The 16567-nt window shown below is 68.0% G+C and carries 23 protein-coding genes; 11 read left to right on the top strand and 12 right to left on the bottom strand.

Translation table 11 applies throughout. The features are described from left to right. Positions 1-28: 28 nt before the first annotated feature. The gene (locus ABY42_RS05465) at positions 29-313 is read right to left on the bottom strand and encodes a DUF357 domain-containing protein (protein ID WP_050458899.1); all 285 of its coding nucleotides are present in this window, start codon (positions 311-313) and stop codon (positions 29-31) included. Positions 314-454: 141 nt separating this feature from the next. Here ABY42_RS05465 and ABY42_RS05460 point away from each other — a divergent pair, with 141 nt between their 5' ends. Then, a complete protein-coding gene (locus ABY42_RS05460) occupies positions 455-1504 on the top strand; it encodes an NAD(P)/FAD-dependent oxidoreductase (protein WP_050458898.1) in 1050 nt (349 codons plus the stop codon). Positions 1505-1568: 64 nt separating this feature from the next. Here ABY42_RS05460 and ABY42_RS05455 read toward each other — a convergent pair whose 3' ends face one another. Together ABY42_RS05455 and ABY42_RS05450 are read right to left on the bottom strand one after the other, a co-directional pair. Beyond that, a complete protein-coding gene (locus ABY42_RS05455; protein WP_004977475.1) occupies positions 1569-1754 on the bottom strand; it encodes a hypothetical protein in 186 nt (61 codons plus the stop codon). Positions 1755-1952: 198 nt separating this feature from the next. Then, entirely contained in the window at positions 1953-2294 is a 342-nt protein-coding gene (locus ABY42_RS05450; protein ID WP_050458897.1) for a winged helix-turn-helix transcriptional regulator, read from the bottom strand. A 112-nt stretch (positions 2295-2406) separates the two neighbouring features. On the opposite strand from ABY42_RS05450, the gene ABY42_RS05445 reads away from it, so the two are divergent. Continuing rightward, complete coding sequence (locus tag ABY42_RS05445; RefSeq protein ID WP_050458896.1) at positions 2407-3285, top strand: N-acyl homoserine lactonase family protein; 879 nt, start codon at positions 2407-2409, stop codon at positions 3283-3285. A gap of 213 nt (positions 3286-3498) precedes the next feature. On the opposite strand, the gene ABY42_RS05440 is transcribed toward ABY42_RS05445, so the two are convergent. Together ABY42_RS05440 and ABY42_RS05435 are read right to left on the bottom strand one after the other, a co-directional pair. Further along, entirely contained in the window at positions 3499-4707 is a 1209-nt protein-coding gene (locus ABY42_RS05440; protein WP_050458895.1) for a TIGR04347 family pseudo-SAM/SPASM protein, read from the bottom strand. Then, the gene (locus ABY42_RS05435; RefSeq protein WP_394325146.1) at positions 4704-5033 is read right to left on the bottom strand and encodes an Htur_1727 family rSAM-partnered candidate RiPP; all 330 of its coding nucleotides are present in this window, start codon (positions 5031-5033) and stop codon (positions 4704-4706) included. The genes ABY42_RS05440 and ABY42_RS05435 overlap by 4 nt, the downstream gene beginning before the upstream one ends. A gap of 73 nt (positions 5034-5106) precedes the next feature. Between ABY42_RS05435 and ABY42_RS05430 the strand changes: the two genes are divergently transcribed. Further along, the gene (locus ABY42_RS05430; protein WP_049905249.1) at positions 5107-5616 is read left to right on the top strand and encodes a halocyanin domain-containing protein; all 510 of its coding nucleotides are present in this window, start codon (positions 5107-5109) and stop codon (positions 5614-5616) included. 82 nt (positions 5617-5698) lie between these two features. On the opposite strand, the gene ABY42_RS20060 is transcribed toward ABY42_RS05430, so the two are convergent. Both ABY42_RS20060 and ABY42_RS05425 read right to left on the bottom strand, forming a co-directional pair. Beyond that, positions 5699-5833 (bottom strand): DUF7560 family zinc ribbon protein, encoded by a 135-nt coding sequence (locus tag ABY42_RS20060; protein ID WP_004977481.1) that lies wholly within the window; start codon positions 5831-5833, stop codon positions 5699-5701. A 94-nt stretch (positions 5834-5927) separates the two neighbouring features. Next, entirely contained in the window at positions 5928-6569 is a 642-nt protein-coding gene (locus ABY42_RS05425) for a helix-turn-helix domain-containing protein (protein WP_004977482.1), read from the bottom strand. A gap of 183 nt (positions 6570-6752) precedes the next feature. Here ABY42_RS05425 and ABY42_RS05420 point away from each other — a divergent pair, with 183 nt between their 5' ends. Continuing rightward, positions 6753-7100: a winged helix-turn-helix domain-containing protein gene (locus ABY42_RS05420; protein WP_050458894.1), complete on the top strand. Its 348-nt coding sequence runs from the start codon at positions 6753-6755 to the stop codon at positions 7098-7100. Beyond that, on the top strand, positions 7100-7300 hold the full coding sequence (locus tag ABY42_RS05415) for a DUF7511 domain-containing protein (RefSeq protein WP_050458893.1): 201 nt from the start codon (positions 7100-7102) through the stop codon (positions 7298-7300). Before ABY42_RS05420 ends, ABY42_RS05415 begins: the two co-directional genes overlap by 1 nt. 8 nt (positions 7301-7308) lie before the next feature. On the opposite strand, the gene ABY42_RS05410 is transcribed toward ABY42_RS05415, so the two are convergent. The 4 genes from ABY42_RS05410 to btuC form a co-directional block, all read right to left on the bottom strand. Then, positions 7309-8007: an RNA ligase partner protein gene (locus tag ABY42_RS05410; RefSeq protein ID WP_008092760.1), complete on the bottom strand. Its 699-nt coding sequence runs from the start codon at positions 8005-8007 to the stop codon at positions 7309-7311. 73 nt (positions 8008-8080) lie between these two features. After that, positions 8081-9250 (bottom strand): tubulin-like protein CetZ3, encoded by a 1170-nt coding sequence (gene cetZ3 / locus ABY42_RS05405; protein ID WP_050458892.1) that lies wholly within the window; start codon positions 9248-9250, stop codon positions 8081-8083. Between the two features lie 83 nt (positions 9251-9333). Continuing rightward, the gene (locus ABY42_RS05400; RefSeq protein ID WP_050458891.1) at positions 9334-10791 is read right to left on the bottom strand and encodes a heme ABC transporter ATP-binding protein; all 1458 of its coding nucleotides are present in this window, start codon (positions 10789-10791) and stop codon (positions 9334-9336) included. Then, positions 10788-11882 carry a vitamin B12 ABC transporter permease BtuC gene (gene btuC, locus ABY42_RS05395; protein WP_004977489.1) on the bottom strand — a complete coding sequence of 365 codons (1095 nt, stop codon included), beginning with the start codon at positions 11880-11882 and terminating at the stop codon, positions 10788-10790. Before btuC ends, ABY42_RS05400 begins: the two co-directional genes overlap by 4 nt. 60 nt (positions 11883-11942) lie before the next feature. Between btuC and ABY42_RS05390 the strand changes: the two genes are divergently transcribed. The 4 genes from ABY42_RS05390 to ABY42_RS05375 all read left to right on the top strand — a co-directional run bounded on the left by ABY42_RS05390 (position 11943) and on the right by ABY42_RS05375 (position 14761). Then, entirely contained in the window at positions 11943-13079 is a 1137-nt protein-coding gene (locus ABY42_RS05390; RefSeq protein ID WP_050458890.1) for a PGF-CTERM-anchored ABC transporter substrate-binding protein, read from the top strand. A gap of 90 nt (positions 13080-13169) precedes the next feature. Then, positions 13170-13448, top strand: coding sequence for a signal recognition particle subunit SRP19 (gene srp19, locus ABY42_RS05385; RefSeq protein WP_004977493.1), 279 nt, complete (start codon positions 13170-13172; stop codon positions 13446-13448). Further along, positions 13448-13672 carry an H/ACA ribonucleoprotein complex subunit GAR1 gene (locus ABY42_RS05380; protein WP_004977496.1) on the top strand — a complete coding sequence of 75 codons (225 nt, stop codon included), beginning with the start codon at positions 13448-13450 and terminating at the stop codon, positions 13670-13672. Before srp19 ends, ABY42_RS05380 begins: the two co-directional genes overlap by 1 nt. Positions 13673-13720: 48 nt before the next feature. Further along, positions 13721-14761 (top strand): presenilin family intramembrane aspartyl protease PSH, encoded by a 1041-nt coding sequence (locus ABY42_RS05375; protein WP_050458889.1) that lies wholly within the window; start codon positions 13721-13723, stop codon positions 14759-14761. 31 nt (positions 14762-14792) lie between these two features. On the opposite strand, the gene ABY42_RS05370 is transcribed toward ABY42_RS05375, so the two are convergent. Further along, positions 14793-15272, bottom strand: a complete 480-nt coding sequence (locus ABY42_RS05370) for a PUA domain-containing protein (RefSeq protein ID WP_050458888.1) — start codon at positions 15270-15272, stop codon at positions 14793-14795. A gap of 119 nt (positions 15273-15391) precedes the next feature. Between ABY42_RS05370 and ABY42_RS19330 the strand changes: the two genes are divergently transcribed. Together ABY42_RS19330 and ABY42_RS05365 are read left to right on the top strand one after the other, a co-directional pair. Beyond that, positions 15392-15559: a hypothetical protein gene (locus ABY42_RS19330; RefSeq protein WP_156224355.1), complete on the top strand. Its 168-nt coding sequence runs from the start codon at positions 15392-15394 to the stop codon at positions 15557-15559. Between the two features lie 88 nt (positions 15560-15647). After that, a complete protein-coding gene (locus ABY42_RS05365; protein ID WP_050458887.1) occupies positions 15648-16562 on the top strand; it encodes a DUF7847 domain-containing protein in 915 nt (304 codons plus the stop codon). Positions 16563-16567: the final 5 nt, after the last annotated feature.

The raw sequence follows: 16567 nt of genomic DNA, 5'->3' as shown, positions 1-16567 counted from the left end.
AACGGGTGCGAGGCAGGTGCGAAGCGGGTCACATCGTGAACAGGTGCGAGTCGTCCGGGATGTCGAACAGCCCCATCCTGACGCCCGCGTCGAGCCAGCCGTAGCCGTACGAGAACGACGCCAGCGCGTTCACCCAGTCGTCGTCGGCCTTGAAGTGCCGGCCGTCGTCGAGGTAGGATTCGGCCATCTCCAGGCAGTCGGCGGCTGCGTCGCCGAGGTGCGTGTCGTCGGGGACGGCCTGCACCGCCTCGTCAAGCGCGTCGGCGAGCATCCCCTCGTAGCGGTTCGTCTTCTCCTGTAGGTCGGCGGCCATGCGGAGTGATGCGTCGGCGACGGATACCGGTCTTTCGCTCTGTGCGCCGGCGGCGCTGTGGCATGCGTTATCGTGCCGGTGTTGTAGCGCTCCTCGCAATACAGCGAAACCTTAAGACACCGGTGTAGCGAACTATCGGCTATGACAGAGGACGCCGATTCGTTCGTGGAACACAGGAAACTCATCATCGCCGGCTCGGGCATCTCCGGGCTCTCGTCGGCCATCTACGCGGCCCGCTCCAACAACGAGCCGCTGGTGCTGGAGGGCGACGAGCCGGGCGGACAGCTCACGCTCACGACCGAGGTCGACAACTACCCCGGCTTCCCCAAGGGCATCTCCGGGCCGGAGCTCATCAACAACATGAAAGAGCAGGCCGAGCGCTTCGGCACGGAGATTCGCCACGGCATCATCGAGGACGTGGACGCCTCCGAGCGCCCGTTCACGGTCACGCTCAAGAACGGCGACGTGTACACCGCGGACGCCATCATCGCGGCGTCGGGCGCGTCGGCCCGCACCCTCGGCATCCCCGGCGAGGAGAACCTGATGGGCTACGGCCTGTCGACGTGTGCGACCTGCGACGGCGCGTTCTTCCGCGGCGAGAAAATCATGGTCATCGGCGGAGGCGACGCCGCCGTCGAGGAGGCCAACTTCCTCACGAAGTTCGCCTCGACGGTCTACCTCGTCCACCGCCGCGAGGAGTTCCGCGCCGAGGACTACTGGGTCGACCGCCTGATGGAGAAGGTCGACGAGGGCGAAATCGAACTCATGCTCAACACCGAGGCGACGGAGCTTCACGGCTCGCCCAAGGAGGGCGTCGACCACGTGACGCTCGTCCGCAACCCCGAGGGCCACCCGAGCGACAAGCTCGACGACCCCGAGACCGAGGAGTTCGACTTCGACGTGGGCGCGGTGTTCTACGCCATCGGCCACACGCCGAACGCCGACTACCTCGAGGGGACGGGCGTCCAGCGCGACGACGACGGCTACATCGTCGCCAAGGGCGGCTCCGGCGGCGGCCAGACGGCGACCGACGTGCCCGGCATCTTCGCCGCGGGTGACGTGGTCGACTACCACTACCAGCAGGCCGCGACCGCCGGCGGCATGGGCGTGAAGGCCGCCCTCGACGCCGACGACTACCTCGAAGAGCTCGAACGCGAGGAAAAGCGAGCGGCCGCGGGCGCGGCCGAGTAAGGCGAGCGAGCGACCTCCGCGCTCGGCGTTCGGGTTTCATCTCACTCGGTTTCTCTTCGGCTCCCTACGTCAGCGACCGCAACAGCCACGCGAGGATGAAGCTAATCGCCACGAAGATGAGGTAGACCCCCGGCGAGAAGCGCACGTCCACGACGCCGACCGCGCCCGCGACCGCCACGGCGAAGAGGACGAGTCCGACGCCGACGAGACCGTTCCCGAGGATGTTCGGGACCCCTCGTTTGGTTTCCATAGCCGCGGTTGGACTCGCCGAAAAATAAGCGTAGGGGGCTCTGTTGAAACCCTCAGTCGCTGATAGTTTTCTGAAGCCGTGCTGAATACAGGGCGCGGGTCGGTCAGAAGCTTGGTTCAGAAATACCTCGTCTCCAGTAGAGGTGCACGAACGACGAATCTGAAACCGTCTCAACGGGTTTACGGCTGGCCAGTGAGATCAGTCGTAGCTGTCGATCCAGACCAACAGTTCCTCGAACGGCGGGCGAAGCGCTTCGCCCTTTGCCGTGGTCGAGTATTCGACCCGCGGTGGAATCTCGTCGTACGACTCACGTTCGATGATGCCAGCCTCAGTTAGTGCGGCCAGCCGGTTCGAGAGCGTCGTCGGAGAGATATCGAGCGTCTCCTGTAGCTCCGAGTAGCGCCAGGGGCCGGAATCACAGGCGAAACGACGGAGGATCGCCGTCGTATGTGGCCGACCGAGTAAGTCGAAAAACTCGGCCAACTCGGCATCCTCGGCGACACGGTCCGCCGGATCGTACTCCGGATGCTCGTGGGCCATATCCTCTCTACTTGCTCGAACCAATATAATGATATTGTCGCTACTGGCAGCTGTAGTGGCTACATGTAGATGTACTGACCATTTTATGACACGTCGGTTCGTAGGAAAGCGTATGGAACCAATCCCAGAGGCGGCAGCAGTTCCCAGTACTGAACACGAGCAGACGACCGTGACTGTCGACGTCCTACACACTGGATCAGTAGCCATCGACCGCGCACTCGCATACGAGGAACAGACCTGGCACCCGGCCCCGGAAACGGGCTGGTTTCGGTCGGACTCGAATCGGATCAGGGTGCCGGTGTCGGCGTACTTGCTCTCACACCCGGAAGGGCCAGTACTGGTCGACACTGGATGGCATACCGACGTTCGAACCGACGAACGCGGTCATCTCGGCAGGGTACTCTCGTCGATGTTCGACGCCCGACTTCCCGACGGTGCAGCAGTGACCGAGCAGTTGGCCGCCAGGGAACTCACACCGGCAGACCTCGCGTCTGTCGTCATCACACACATGCACTCAGACCACGTCAGCGGACTTGACCTGGTTCGAGATGCGCCGGAAATTCTCGTGAGCGAGCGAGCATTAGCTGATGCAACGAGCCGGTTTTCGCAGAATCGGTTCCTCGCCGGCAACATGTGGGACGGAATCGAGTTCTCACCATTTGGGTTCGAGGAGAGTGGTCTCGGTCCGTTTGGACGCTCATACGACCTTTTCGGTGACGGGGCAATACAGTTGGTCTGGGCACCGGGCCACGACGAGGGACAGATTGCGATTCTGGCCCGGACAGACGAGGGCTGGGTTCTCCTGACAAGTGACGTCATCTACGGAAGGCAGTCACTCCAAGATGGGACCATTCCGGGTCTGACAACCGACCGAGAAGCAGCACGAACCTCCCTGGAGTGGGTCCGTTCCGTGGCCGGCCGCTCGGACTGTGTCGCGGTACTCCCGAACCACGATCCGAACGTACAGCCGGGACGAATCACACCCCAGTGAAGTATTCGGATGGCGTGATTTGAGTTCCGGCGGTAGAGATGCCACTTACAGCCGCCCTACCAATCTCGTCTGATAATTCTATCCGTGATCTACTTCACCTATCGGTACCGCTATGCTGCATCCATCCTCTGTCTGTGTCACGTATCTCTTGTCAGAACCTGAGGGTTTCAACAGAGCCGCGTAGGGTGCGTTCCCAGCGGGTGAAAGGGAACTTCAGTCGGCCGCGCCCGGACTCGCGTCGGCACCCGCGCCGCGCTCTTCTGGCGTCAGGTAGCACTGCGGGTCGGGACCGAACAGTTCGCCCGTCGCCGCGAGCGACCGAAGCCGCGAGGAGCCGCGGCAGACGTCCTGATACTGGCACGAAGCACACTTGCCGGTCAGATGCTCTTCCCGCTCGCGGAGCTTGGCGAGAAGCGGGTTCGACTCGTCGTCCCAGATGTCGCCGAACGGCCGGTCGCGGACGTTGCCGAGGCTGTAGCCCTGCCAGAACTGCGTGAGGTGGACGTCGCCGCGGTAGTCCACGTCGGCGACGCGCTCGCCGGTCGGGTCGCCGCCGTTGACGCGGAGGTACCGGTGAATCCGCTCGGCGTGCTCGGCGTCGAGTTCGTCCCGGGCGTACTCGACCACGTAGGCGGAGTCGGCGTAGTTGCCGACCAGAAGCGTCTCTATCTCCTCGCCCTCGGCGTGGTACTCGCGGGTCATGTCGAACAGCCGGCGGACGGCGCGGCGCTGGGCCTCGTCGTCGAGGTCGGCGTCGGCGATGTCGCCGCCGCGGCCGCCGTAGTCGAGGTGGTAGAAGCAGAAGCGGTCGACGCCCACGTCGTACAGCAGGTCGACCACGTCCTCCATGTCGGCGGCGTTGTGCTCGGTGATGGTGTACCGGAGGCCGGTCTTGAGCCCCACCGACAGGCAGTTTTCGATGCCGCGGACGGCGGCGTCGAACGCCCCGTCTTTCCCGCGGAAGCGGTCGTTGCGCTCCTCTAACCCGTCGACTGAGACGCCGGCGTAGGAGAGCCCCGCGTCGCGGAGCGCCCGGGCCTTCTCCTCGGTGATGAGCGTCCCGTTGGTCGAAAGCACCGCCCGGATGCCGGCGTCGGTGGCGTAGTCGACGAGTTCGACGAGGTCCTCGCGGACGAGCGGCTCGCCGCCCGAAAACAGCAGGACGGGCACGTCGTAGGCCGCGAGGTCGTCGATGAGCCCCTGCGCCTCGGCGGTCGAGAGCTCGCCCTGTGCGGGGTCGAGGTCGGCCCCGGCGTAGCAGTGTTCGCAGTAGAGGTTACAGCGCCGCGTCGTGTTCCAGACCACGACCGGACGTTTCTGTTTCTCCTCGCGTATCTGGTCGATGTCGGCGTCGGGGTCGTCGTAGCGGAGGCCGTCGCCCTCGGCGCCCTGCCCGCACAGGAGCTTGCTGATGGAAATCACTCGACCGACACCCCGTTTTCGGCACCGCGGGCGGCCCCCGCCGTCTCGCCGTCCGCCGCGTCGCCCTTCGCGGCGAGGTCGTTCCCGCCGAGTCGGAGGAACTCGTCGGCCGGCGCGAGCCAGAGGTCCGCGTCGCCGTCGCCGAACAGCGTCCGCGCCTGCTCGGTCGCGAGGTCCTCGGCGGGCGCGCTCACGCTGCCGACGTGGCGCATCGGCTCGGCCGACGCGTCGCGGTAGAACACTTCCCACTGGCGGCTGCCGTCGATTCGCGGTCGTCGCCTCGGGTCGTCGTCGTCCATGTCGTCGCCTTCGGGTGGAGTGGCCACGCTCGTTTCGCCCGTTTTCAGCGCGTGGGAATCGAAGCTTTAGACTTGTTCGGCCACTCACTACGGCCAGCTAATGACGCAACGGTTCACCCGGCGGTCGGTTCTCCGCGCAACGGCGGCTTCGACAGGTATCGCGCTGTTGGCGGGCTGTTCGAGTTCGTCCGGCGACGGCTCCGGCGGCGCGGACGACGGCGGCGACTCGTCCGGCGGGGAGGACACCGCCGACCGCGAGATGCGGGACTTCGGCGGCTGGTTCGACCGGACGGGGAACTACGACGGCGTCCACGACCTGACGGGACAGGACACCGTCACGGTCGCGGTCGGCGCGGACGGCAACGGCGGCGGCTACGCGTTCGCCCCCGCCGCAGCCGAGGTCTCGCCGGGGACGACGGTCGTCTGGGAGTGGACCGGAAACGGCGGCACCCACAACGTCGTCAACCGCGAAGACGGGCTGTTCGAGTCGGAACTCACCGTCTCGGAGGGCCACACCTTCGAGTACACGTTCGAGGAGTCCGGCGAGTACAAGTACGTCTGCGTCCCGCACGAGACGCTCGGCATGGTCGGCGTCGTCGTCGTCGAGTAAGCGTGCGTCGTCGTCCGCGCGTCGTCGCGGGCGAGTGAACTCCTCGCCCCTCAGTCCGCGGGCAGGCCGGCCGACGTCGGCGTCACGCGGACCGCAGGGCGTCGTTCAGCGGTGCGGTACAGAGGACGCAGCCGGTCTCCCGGAGCGTCCGCATCATCGGCTCGTTGACCCGATAGCGCTCGCCGCACTCGGGACAGGTCACGTCGAACTCGCGCATCGTTGCTCACCGGGTAGCGGTACGCCGCGGAGACCCGAGGGGGCGCACCCTGCATTCGCGGGGGGCTGATACCCCGTCGGCGCGTCTCATCTCGTCACCCCTGAAGGATGGCACCCATGAGCTTCTTTTGCGCCATGGCGAGGTGCTCGGAGAACGTCGAGGTCGTGATGCCGAGTTCGGTTGCGACCTCGCCCTTGTTCGCGCGCCGCGGGTGGTCGAAGTAGCCCATCTCGTGGGCCGTCTCCAGCACCTCGCGCTGGCGGTCGGTGAGCTGGCCGCGCTCGACCAACACGAGGTCCCGCGACTCGTCGGACGACGACTGGAGCAGTCGGCGCACGTCCACAGAGCCCGACGACTCCCGAAGGGAGGCGACCACGTCGCGGAGCGTCTCCACGTCGGGCGCGTGGAAGGTCAAAAACAGCGCGCCGTCGCGCGTCTGGACGTCCACGACCGGGCAGTCGAACGCTTCGACGCGCTCGCAGGGACAGCCGATGCCGCCCTCGCGGTCGAACCGGTAGACGCTCCCGTCGCCGTACTCGAACAACTCCTCCATCTCCTCTGGGACCTCGGCGTCGTCGTCGAAGACGAACTCCTCGACGACCGACCCGCGCTCGTTGGGAGCCATGCTCCGCGAGAGCGCGTAGCCCGAGGTGTCGCCCTCGGAGACGGTCGCGACCGGACAGCCGTCCGGCCCCGTCACTTTCAACTCCGCTCTGATGCCCGCTGCGCTCGTCATAAGAGTATGCAGTCGCTCCACCCCCTGATATAAACACCCCCGATACACCGGGCCTTTATATCGTGGTTCGTTTCCCCCGCCGACTGCCGTCGCGCGGACCACGGCGGGTCGCGGGGTGTATAAAGCGCCCCGCATATTCTGGGTGCCCTTCGACGGGCGACGCGGGCTAATCTACGGGCGAGCATGCAGACCGGCCTCAGACGCACGCCGACCGGACCGAAGCCCGCCGAACTGGAGGCGGAACAGGTGCTGGAAGCGCTCTCGGACCGCGCGTGCCGGCGAATCCTCACGACGCTACAGAGCGCGACCGAGCCGATGACCGCACAGGACCTCTCCGAGGTGTGCGACGTGCCGCTGTCGACGACCTACCGGAAGGTCGAACAGCTCTCGGAGGCGGCCCTGCTCGAAGAGACGCTCCAACTGCGGGCGAACGGGACCCACACCCACCAGTACCGGTCGAGCGTCGAGTCGGTCACCGTCTCGTTGAACGACGACCGAGGGCTCGAAGTCGCCCTCGGCGGAGACCGCTGATGGGGTCGGAGCCGGCGCACCCGCCGGACTCGGGGGGCGAACACCCCGTCCGCCCGCGGCTCGCGTCTCGGATGACCACGCATCCCGACGGGCGCGAGGAGTGCACGGTTTACCCGGCCGACGCGACGCCCGAAGCGCAGCTAACCCGGTGGCTATCGGCGTTCGAGGGAAGCTTCGTCGACCTCGAAGCGATGGAGTGAGAGCGGCGTTACAGTCGGTCGGCGTCGACGCCGTCGTCGCCCTTGCTCCACGGACGCGGGCTGTCGAGCGCCATGAGGTACTCTTCTAAGAGGGTCGGAAACGCCCGCCCGCGGAGGTTTCGAAGGCCGAAGTCGGCGGCCCAACTGATGATGCCGGTGTCCTCCGTGACGACGCCGGCGTTCAGTTCGCGGGCGAGGATGAGGAGGTCGAAGTCCTCGCGGGAGTCGAGGACGCCCTGTCTGAGCGCGCCGCGGTAGTCCTCGCGGAGGTCGGAGATGACCTTGTCCACGTCGGAGAGCTTCGACCCGCCGTTGGACCGCTGTTTCGACTCCTCGGCCTTTCGGACGGCCTTCTCGGAGACGCGGAGCCCGCGGTTGACCCGGTCGGACATCTCGTCGATGAAGCGGTAGACGACCTCCGCGGGGATGTACACCTCGTAGCGGTCGGGGTGTTTCTTGATGACCCACGTGTCGAGTTTGCCGAGTACGTCCTCCGAGACGCCGCGCTCGCGCAGGATGTGTTCCAGCTCCGCGGCGATGGACGGCGGCATGTAACACGAGATGTTCAGGTCCAGCCGCGCGGCGGCGATGGTGTCGAGGAGCCGTTCGATTCCCTCCTCGAACGTCTCGTCGTCGTCTCGAATCTCCTCGGAGAGAAACAGCGAGGTGTCGAGCACGAACCGTTGTTTCAGCGGGTACTCGGCCATCGGTCGTCAATTGGTACCGCGGCACTATGACCCTTCCCCGTGATGAACGTGAGAGGAACCGCCGGAGAGACGGTCAGAACAGCGGTTCGATGCGGTCGTCGCCGGTCGAGACGAGGTCGTCGAGCGACGCCGCGCTGGACTCGCGCTTGGCGAGCATGTCGCGTTGGGTTTCGATGGCGACCGCCTGCAACTCTTTCACCCGCGGCACGTCGTAGACGCCCGACAGGAGCACGACCGCCGCGACGAAGTCCGAGTCGACGGGGTAGTCGCCGCCGCGAATCTCCATCGTCCCGGTCTCGTCTTCGAGCCACGTCCGCGCGCGCTCGATGCCGCGGCGCGAGAGCACGTCCGACGGGCCGGCGATGACGACGAGGCCGCGCTCCGCGCCGGCAATCTCGCAGGGCATCGTGAGCCGGCCGAGGGCGGCGCGGCGCACGAGACTGGTGATTCGGTTCGTCGAGTCGCCGCCGTCCTCGGCGTCGGCCTTCCCGCCGGAGAGCCGGGAGAGCAGGCCGCGCTTGGGGCGGTCGAGTTCGACGGCGGCGTAGCCGATAGTCGAGACGCCGCCGCTCCCGAGCGTGTTGATTATCTCGGAGGCGTCCACGACGGACTCCGCAACCGCGCCGGAGCCGTCGCCCTCGCCGGCGCTGAACAGCACGCCGAGGCGGCGAGCGAGTTCGGCGTTGAGGCTGCCGTAGCCGGATTCGAGCGACTCGCCGGTCTTCCGCCAGGCGTCGTTGTCGAACACGATGAGGTTGTCCACCTCGCGGACGAACGTCTGGAGCGACCGCGCGGCGTTGAGCGTGTAGATGCCGCCTTCGTCCCGCGCGGGGAGGATACCGAGGCCGTAGACGGGCTCGGTGTAGATGTGCTTCAGTTCGCGCGCGATGACGGGCGCGCCGCCCGAGCCGGTGCCGCCGCCGAGCCCGGCGACGACGAGAAACGCGTCTATCTCGTGGACCGGGAGCTCGTCGACCATCGAGAGCACGTCGCCCACGTCCTCCGCGGTCACCTCCGCGCCGAGTTCGTTGTCCGCGCCGACGCCGTGGCCCTTGACGCGCGTCAGACCGACGAGCACCTGCCGCGATTCGGGGACGTTTCGGAGCCCCCGGAGGTCCGCGCGAGCCGAGTTGACCGCGATGGCGTCGACGACGAACCCCGTCTTCGTCCGCCGCTCGTAGTCGACGAGGGCGTCGACGACCTTGCCGCCAGCCTGTCCGATACCGATGAGTGCGAGTTTCATGTCCGTGTTCCTCTCAGAAAACGAACCACTAGACGCGCGCTCAGGCCTTGAATATGCTGTGCGTAGCGCTGTGCAACGACAGCTTAATCGGAGAACAGGTCGGCCGCCGTGTCGTCGCCACCGGCGTCGTCGTGGGTCGGTTCTGCGTCGTTCGCGCCGGCGTCGGCGTCGCCCGGACCGGTTTCGCCGTCGCGGGTGCCGTCCGCGCCGTCGCCGCGCTCGCGGAACGAGTCGCAGGCGAGTTCGCCGACGACCGAGAGCAGGTCACCGGGTTCGACGATGGTGCCGCGCTCCCGGAGGCGCTCGTAGACCGCGAAGCCCTCGTCTCCCGCGTAGTTTCGCTCAGAGAAGGGGCGTTCCTCGACGAGGACGAGGCGGTCGGCCTCGGCGGCCGCGTCGAGGTTGGCGAGGTTGCCGTCTCCGACCTCCACGTCGGCGACGACGGTCACGTCGGCGGCTTCGACCCGCGACTCGACCGCGGCCCGCGCGGCGTCGTCGACGGGCGAGTACGGCGGCACGGTCACGAGGTCCGCGCCGACCCGGCGGGCCGCCTCGGCGTCCGTGTCGCCCTCGTTGAGCGCGCCGGCTGAGAGGGCGTAGCCGGCCGCCGAGAGCAGGTGGAGCGCCCGCGCGCCGGTGCCGCCCCCGCCGACGACGTGAACCCGACCGTTGGCGTCGTCCGACGACGGCGGGAGGGCGGTCACGTACACCGAACCGGTGACGGGGTGGCGGGAGACGACCGCCTCGGCGTCGAAGGCCTCGCGTAAGTGCTCCTCGGAGAGCACCGCCGCGGGGTCGCCCGCCGAGAGGATGCGCCCGCCCGACAGGAGGACGAGCGCGTCGCAGTAGTGGGCCGCGAGGTTGAGGTCGTGGATGGCCGCGACCGCGGTCGTCCCGTCCGCGACGAGGTCGGAGACGAGTTCGAGCGTGCGGACCTGGTGGTTGATGTCGAGGCTGGCGGTCGGTTCGTCGAGGAGCAAGACGGGCGTCTCCTGTGCCAGCGCGCGGGCGATGAGGACGCGCTGGCGCTCGCCGCCGCTGACCTCCGTGACGGGACGGTCGGCAAGCGACTCGACGGCGGTCCGGCGCATGGCGTCGTCGACGGCGGCCGTGTCGCGCTCGCGCCAGCCGTCGAACCGCCCGCGGTGCGGGGTCCGCCCCATCTCGACGACGTCGCGGACTGGGAAGTCGAAGGTGACGCTCGTCGTCTGGGGGACCGTCGCCACGAGCCTGCTCGCCGCCTTCGACGACAGGGCGTGCACGTCCTCGCCGACGACGCGGACCGACCCCTCGTCGGGCGCGAGGGCGCCGTTGAGCGTCCGGAGCAGGGTCGTCTTCCCCGCGCCGTTGGGACCGATGAGGCCCACGAAGGTTCCCTCGCCCACGTCGACGGAGACGGAGTCGAGAATCGAGTGTCCGCCGAGCGAGAGCGACACGTCGTCGAGTCGAATCGCCGGGTCGGCGTCGCCGAAGGGGGCGGAGTCGGCGGAGTCCGCGTCGGCACCGAGGTCGGTGTCGCCGGAGCGGTCGAAGTCGCTCACGGCGAGCGCACCTCCCGCGTGCGGAGCAGGTAGAGGAAGAACGGCGCGCCCACGGCGGCGGTGACGACGCCGACCGGTATCTCCGCGCCGCCGGAGCGGGCGACGGTGTCGGTGGCGACGAGGAACGACGCGCCCGCCAGCGCCGACGCCGGAAGCAACACCCGGTGGTCGGGGCCGACGAGCAGTCGGAGCATGTGGGGGACGACGAGGCCGACGAAGCCGATGACGCCGGAGACCGAGACGGCCGCGGCGGTGACGACGCTCGCGGTGGCGAGGAGCAGTTGTTTCGTCCGCTCGACCTCGATGCCGAGGGCGTGGGCGTCCTCCTCGCCGAGCAGCAGGACGTTCAGGTCGCGGGCGTGGACCAACAAGACGACGAACGGAAGCGGCAGGACGAGCGCGAGCATGCCGACCTCGCTCCACGTCGCGCCCGCGAGGTGGCCCATGAGCCAGAAGACGACCTGCCGGAGGCTCTCGCCGCTCTGGAGGAGGAGAAACGAGATGACCGCGCCGAGGAACGTCTGGATGGCGACGCCCGCGAGAAGCAGGGTCGCCACGGGCGTCCGACCGTTCTCGCTGGCGAGGAGGTAGACGACGAAGGCGGTGACGACGGCGCTGACGAAGGCCGCGCCCTCGAGACCGAACGGAATCGAAAGCGAAAGCACGATGGTCGCGACCGCGCCGACGGCGGCCCCCGAGGAGACGCCGACGATGGAGGGGTCGGCCATCGGGTTGCGGAAGAAGCCCTGCATCACGGTTCCCGCGGTGGCGAGCGCGAAGCCGACGAGCGCCGCGAGGAGGATGCGCGGCAGGCGGACCGACAGCACGATGATACGGGCGGGTCTCGGTACGGAGAACGCGAACGGCGAGACGAACTCCAGCGTCGGCGTCGGAACCGGCCCGACGAGGGGGAGGACCGTCGCGCCGCCGAGGGAGACGCCGACCGGGACGGGAACCGCGTCGGCGAGGATGGCGGCGACGGTCCGGGGCGGGATGGTCACGGCCCCGATGCCGGCGCTCACGACGACGACGAGAAGCAAGAGCCCGGAGAGGCCGAGCGACCACGTGGTCGCCCGCGTGCGAACGCTCATTGAACACAACCGCGCTTTCAGTAGGTAAATATTTATTGAACAGTCGCTGAGGCCACTACCGTGAACCGACAACTCGTCGTCGCCCTACTGGCGCTCGCGACCGTGTTCGCCGGGGTTCCGGCACCGGCCGCGGCCGCGGTAGACCAGACCGCACAGCAGCAGCCCGCGCAGTGTACGTTCCCGATGACAGTCACCGACGCCACGGGAACCGAAGTCACCATCACCGACGACCCCGGGCGGGTCGTCACGACCAACCCGAGCGCCGCCCAGACCATGTGGGAGCTCGGCGCGCGCGACGAGGTCGTCGGCGTCTCGCAGTACGCCATGTACCTCGACGGCGCGTCGGAGAAGGGGAACGTCTCCGGCTCCGGCGGCCTCAACGTCGAGGCCGTCATCGGCCTCGAACCCGACCTCGTGCTCGTCCCGAACTCCTCGTACAACGCCGAGCCAGACCGCGTCGGACAGCTTCGCTCGGCGGACATCTCGGTCGTCGTCTTCGAGTCCGGGAAGTCGCTCGACGCCGTCGCCAACAAGACCGAGCGCGTCGGCCGCATGACCGGCAACTGCGAGGCCGGCGTCGAGCGCGCGGGCGAGATGCGCGAGTCGATGGAGCACATGCGACAGGCCCTCGACGGCGCGGAGCGTCCCGTCGGTCTCAACTCCTTTTTCGGCTACACCTCCGGCTCCGAGACGTTCATCTCCGACATCATGACGACCGCCGGCCTGCGCAACGGCGCGGCGGAGGCGAACCTCACCGGCTTCGCCCAGATTAACGAGGAACTCGTCGTCGACATGAACCCCGAGTACATCGTCGTCCCCGACCACGCGCCGGTGCCGAGCAGTCCGGCGTACAACAGCACGACGGCGATACAGGAGGGCAACGTCATCGTCATCGAGGCGCACAAGCTCCAACAGCCCGCCCCGCGCGCCATCGAGGCGAGCGAGGAGATTCTCGAAGCGGTCCACCCCGACGCCTACGAGCGCTACCAGCAGCTCGAAACCGAGTCGGCGACGGACGCCACCGAGAACGCAACTGAGACGACCGCGGACGCGGACGCGACCGAAACCGACGCGACCGAGTCGCCCGCGACGACCGAGTCGTCGGAATCGACCACCGAGAGCGACGCGCCCGGATTCGGCGTCGTCGTCGGCCTCGCCGCCATCGGCGCGGTCGTCCTGCTCGCGCGTCGCCGGTAACCGGACCGACCCGCGCGTCGTTTTCCACTTCTCGTCGTCCGGCTCCGTGAGACCACAACCGTATTACCGGCGGATGGCGGACACACGGGTATGGTCGAGAACGTCATCTACCCCGCCTACCTCGACGCCGCGCTCTCGCGCAGCGAGGGCCGACGGGTCGCCCAGTCCGCGGCGGTCGAAGCGCCGACCGTCGACGAGATTGCGAAGGCCGTCCAGCAGGTCGGCTACGACGCCGTCATCGAACGGGACAAGCGGTACTCTCGGGAGTTCGAAACCCGCGGGCGCGTCCTCGTGAACAACGCCGACGACGCCACGAAAAACGACATCGTGCAGGCGGTCGCCGCCTACGTCGGAATCCTCCGCGACTGATGCGGCGAATCGGCACGGTCTCCCGAACGGCGCAGGGCCTCGCTATCGTCCGCCTCGACGACGACGACACGCCGGACATCGGAACCATGGTCCTCGACGAGTCGCTGTCGACGGTCGGCCGCATCGTGGACGTGTTCGGCCCGGTCGACCGCCCCTACGTCGCCGTCACGGCGGACGACGGCTCTCCCGCCCGACTCGTCGGCAGCAAGCTCTACGCTCGCTGACGACTCCAGAGCGCAACCCCCATACTCCTCGGGTGGGAACGCCCCTGCATGTCACGCCGCGCCTATCGGGGGGTCGCCCTCGCCGCCCTCATCTTCCTCGTCGTGCAGGTGGGTGCGCTCGCCCTCGTGCCGACGTTCTTCGAACAGGGGTACCAGACGGTCGAAGACCCCACCGACCCGACGAACAGCCTCCTCTACATCGGCGCGATTATCGTCATGACCGCGTTCATGCTCGCGGCGTTCAAGTACGACCTCGACCAGCTCATCCGCCTCGTCATCGTCTTCACGAGCGGCCTGCTCGCGTGGTACGTCTTCGCCGCGCTCGTCCCCAACGGGTTGGTCGCCATCGCCCTCTCGGCGGGCGTCTCCCTCGCCCTGCTGGTCTACCCCGAGTGGTACGTCATCGACGCCGCCGGGGCGCTCATGGGTGCCGGCGCGGCCGCCCTGTTCGGCATCAGCTTCGGCCTCCTCCCGGCCATCGTGCTCCTTTCCGTCCTCGCCATCTACGACGCCATCAGCGTCTACAAGACGAAGCACATGCTCGACCTCGCGGAGGGCGTGATGGACCTCCGCATCCCGGTCGTGCTCGTCATCCCGACGACGCTGTCGTACTCGCTTCTCGACGACGACTTCGCCCGCGACGCCAACGAGGTCGGCGACGGCGAGAACGCGACTGACGGGGGCGAACCCGCGGGTGCGGTCGACGCGGAGACGGCTGACGCAGAAGCGGCTGACGCAGATACCGATGCCGATGCCGACGCCGACGAGTCAGACCCCGGCGACCGCGACGCCTTCTTCATCGGCCTCGGCGACGCGGTCATGCCGACCGTGATGGTCGCTTCGGGCGCGTTCTTCTCCGAAGCGCCGTCGCTCGGCCTCGGCGCGCTCCCGGCGCTGAACCTCCCGGCGCTCCTCGCCATGGTCGGGACGTTCGCCGGGTTCAGCGGGCTGATGTGGGCCGTGATGAAGGGGCGGGCGCACGCCGGCCTGCCGCTTCTCAACGGCGGCGCGATAGGCGGCTACCTCGTCGGCTCGGTCGTCGCCGGCGTCCCGCTCGTCTCCGCGCTCGGACTCGCACCGTACCTGTAGAATCGAGGTCCGCGGGCCGCGTCTGTTTTCCCTATTCTTCGTCCGCGCCCTCGCGGACGCGAACCGCCATCCCCGCCTGGAAGTCGAGCATCGCGTCCGCGGAGAGCTCCGCGCGACCGACGCCCAGCAGGTCGCCGTCCGGGCCGACGACGCACACCTCGTCGCCCGAGCGAACCGCCGGGTCGGCGTCGGTGACGAACTTGGCGAAGGCGTTCTTGCCGTCGCTGACGAACGGAACCGACTCGTCGCCGACGCGGACGACGTAGGCGTCGCCGTCGAGACTGTCGTAGAGGCGGCGGCCGCCGGCGACGCCGAGCGTGAACCGGCCGTCGGTTCCGTAGGAGGTGACGCGGTCGCCCTCGACGTACACCTGCCGCGGGCGGCCGCTGCGCGAGCGCGAGAGTTCGATGTCCGCGTCGGTCGGGAACAGCGCGTCGCCCGCGCCGGCCCCGAACTGGTAGTCGGCGACGACCCGGAGGTCGTCCAAATCGGTCGCGTGACCTTCGGTCATACCCAGTCGTTCGCCCCGCCGGCTAAAGTGGGTCGCGGTCCCGCCCGGCCGCGTGTACCGGGTTAGCACGCACGTTCGAGACGGAAAGCCCTAAGTACGGGACAGACCCCCGTCGGAGTATGTCTGTGGACGTTCGACTCGCCGCCGTGGGGACTGTGCTGCTGCTCGCGAGCAGCGCGCTCCTCACCCAGACGGCGCTCGACTGGCGGCTCCCGACGGTGCTCGCCGCCATCGCGGCGTTCGGCGCGGTCGCCACCGTCGCCCGACTGGCGACGCCAACGGCCTGACACGCCGCTCGCGGACTCGGCCGCGACCCCAGTACGCCGCCGTCTCGACCCACCCGTTTTACGTATTATCGCATCGACACGTCGAGGTATGGCTGCGATTAGCTCCCTCCAGACCGCCCTCCGAGGCATCCGTTCGAACCCGGTGTTGTTCCTCGCCGGGCTCGCCTTAGGTCTCGTCACGCTCCCGCAACTCGCCACGCAGTTGGCGCAGATACCCATCGTCCCGACCGCCCTGATGGCGGTGACGTTCTTCGTCACGCCGTTCGTCGCCGCCGGCCTCTACGGGATGGCCGACGAGGCGGTCGACAGCGGGGGGTCGACCTCGCTTTCGACCCTGACCGACGTCGGCCGCGAGAAGTACGTCCCGATGCTCCTCGCGAACATCGTCCAACTCGGCATCGTCATCGCCTTCGGTATCGTGTTCCTCATCGCCGCGGTCGTCATGGCCATCTCGCTCGGCCTCGGCGGCCTCGCCGCCGGCGGTGGCGACGTCTCCAACTTCGCTCTCGGCGGCGGCTTCCTCGTCGGCCTCGCCGTGCTCGGCCTCATCGGGCTGGCGTACTTCGTCGTCATCTTCCTCGTTCAGTTCTACCCCGTCGCGGTCGTCGTCGGCGACAAGGGCGCAATCGAGTCGTTCGGCGAGAGCTACCGACTCGTCCGGAACAACATCGTCCCCTCGCTCGGCTACTCGGTCATCCGGTTCGTCGTCGGCCTCCTCATCAGCATCCCCGTCACGGGATTCATCGTCTTTCGGACGTTCCAGAACGTCCAGCAGGTACAGGACGCGGCGAACCCCGCGGCGGCGCAGGCGGGCCTCGGATTCTCGCCGACCGAAATCGCCGCCATCGCCGCCATCTCGCTGGCGACGCAGATGGTTCTGGCGACGTTCCAGTACGTCTACGCGGTCGCCTTCTTCGAGGCCCACGACTCGGGCTCGAACGGACCGGCCGGAGCGGCCGGCCCCGATATCGACGGCGACTCGGTGATTCCGCAGTTCGAATAATCGCC

It is taken from the genome of Haloferax gibbonsii (genome assembly GCF_001190965.1).
Taxonomy (GTDB): domain Archaea; phylum Halobacteriota; class Halobacteria; order Halobacteriales; family Haloferacaceae; genus Haloferax; species Haloferax gibbonsii.
This window is presented reverse-complemented; position numbering and strand designations above follow the sequence as displayed.